Raw genomic sequence first — 1,915 nt, 5'->3', positions numbered from 1 at the left:
GCACACTGTTGCGCTACACCAGCTCCGGAGCATTCGTGCTTAGTGGCTACACCGCCGTGGTCATTGCATTGCTGGCGATTCCCGATCAGGACGGTACCTTTTTGCTGGCGGTGACCCGCCTCACCGAAACCTTGCTGGCGGTTGCCTGTGTGTGCGTGGTCAGCCTGCTCACCGCCCGGCCGGAAGCTGTGGCACGGGACTACTTCGCCAGGATCGATCAAATCACCCGGTTGCTGGCCACCCATGCCAGCGCCGTCATCCGCACCGAAGAGAGCGAAGCGGATTTCCAGCAGCGACAAATGCAGCTGTTGGGGCAGATCAGCGGCCTGGAGGGCGTGCGCCGGCACATGTATTACGATGCGCCGCGATTGCGCAGTGCCAACGGACTGGTGCAACTGTTGGGCAATCAATTGGTGTTGTTGACCGCGCGGCTGACCGCCTTGCGCCACCAGCGGCTGTTGTTGACCGAGCGCTGGGAAGGCGAGCTACCTGAAGAAATTCAACGGCTGCGCGCCGAAGAACTGGCCTTTCTCGATGAACTGGCGCGGGAAGGGCGTTCGCTGTCCAGTGAAAAGCGCCATCATCTCACGTCGCTGCAACAACGCTTTGATGAGCTGGCCTACAGGGCCGAACAATTGAGCGAGCCGCTGCCGGCCACCTTGCGCTCGCTGGCCTGGTCATTGCGCTGGGAGCAGGCACGCCTGCTGCAGCAGCTTGAGCAGATTCTGGAGTTGAGTGATGCCATCCAGAGCGGGCGACCCGCCAGCAGCATGTTTCGCGGGCGGGAAAACCCGCTGCACCTGGACTTCACCCTGGCAACCATGAATGCCGTCCGGGCCTTTTCCGCGCTGTTGATCGCCGGCCTTATCTGGATCGAAACCGGCTGGGACGGTGCGCGAGGCGGGATGGTGCTGGTGGGCATCCTGTGTTCGCTGATGTCGACGTTTCCCCGGCCGCTGCTGGCCGTTCAAAGCTATGCGCGGGGGTTCGGGCTGGCGCTGTTGGCCTCGGCACTGCTTCAGTTCATGTTTGTGCCGATGATCAGCAATTTCGAGATGCTTGCCTTGTTGCTGGCGCCCTTGCTCTACGCCGTTGCGGTGGGTCTGGCCAGTCCCGCCACTACAGGTACCGGCATTGGCCTGGGGCTCACGACTTTTCTGTTGCTCGGCCCGTTGAACGTGGGGATTGGCCAGAACACCGCGAGCCAGTGGTTCGAGTTTGCCGGGGCTTATACCTGCGCGACCGTGCTGGCGTTGAGTGTGTATGCGTTGATCTTTCCGTTCATGCCGGATTTGYGCATGCGCCGGCTCCATAAAGAGAGCTGCGAACAGGTGTACGCCTTGCTGAAAACCTCGGCGACCGATGAGCAGCAGTTTGCATTCGAGAGCCGTATGGTCGATCGCCTGACCATGATGCTGGGGCTGCTGCCGGCGACCCGGGAGCCACAATCGCGTGAGCGGTTCCAGGTCAGCCTGGCCTGCATGGCACTGGGTATCGCCTTGAATCAGCTCAGGCAGCAGGGGCAAAACAACGCTCTGCTGAGTCCGGATCTGCAAAGTCGCCKGTTTTCGACAGTGCGGGAAACTGGGAGGCTGGTCGCCGGTCGACCCGGGGTCGAAGTGGCGCAGGTGCTCGATAGCCTCCACACCCTGGGCGACGAACTGGATGCCCTGCATACCGATGTTCATGAGCACTTGTGGTCGGTGTTCCGTATGCGTGTGGCGCTGTTGATCGTGGTGTCGTTCGTCGAGCGCTATCGCGGCTACTTTCAACCCGCAGGCCTTGAAGGAGACCCTGTCCTTGCCCATTGATCTGGAAGTGGGTGGTGCCTACCTGCCCCCGATTGCTCAGGCGCTGCTGCTGGGCGTGCCGATTTTCCTGCTGCTGGACTGGACGTTGCGGCGCCTCGGTGTGC

The 1,915-nt window shown here is 61.8% G+C and carries 2 protein-coding genes; both read left to right on the top strand.

The genetic code is table 11. The annotated features are described in order from the left end of the window. A partial coding sequence (locus ACXRVY_RS26530) for an FUSC family protein (RefSeq protein WP_458238675.1) occupies nt 1-1,811 on the top strand: 1,811 nt, incomplete at its 5' end. Further along, nucleotides 1,801-1,915 (top strand): DUF1656 domain-containing protein (locus ACXRVY_RS26525; protein WP_458238676.1); only part of this gene is annotated, 115 nt, incomplete at its 3' end. The genes ACXRVY_RS26530 and ACXRVY_RS26525, both read left to right, overlap by 11 nt.

This window comes from Pseudomonas sp. P5_A2_2, assembly GCF_054177685.1.
The sequence above is the reverse complement of the archived record's forward strand: the minus strand, read 5'-3'. Positions and strand labels throughout refer to the sequence as shown.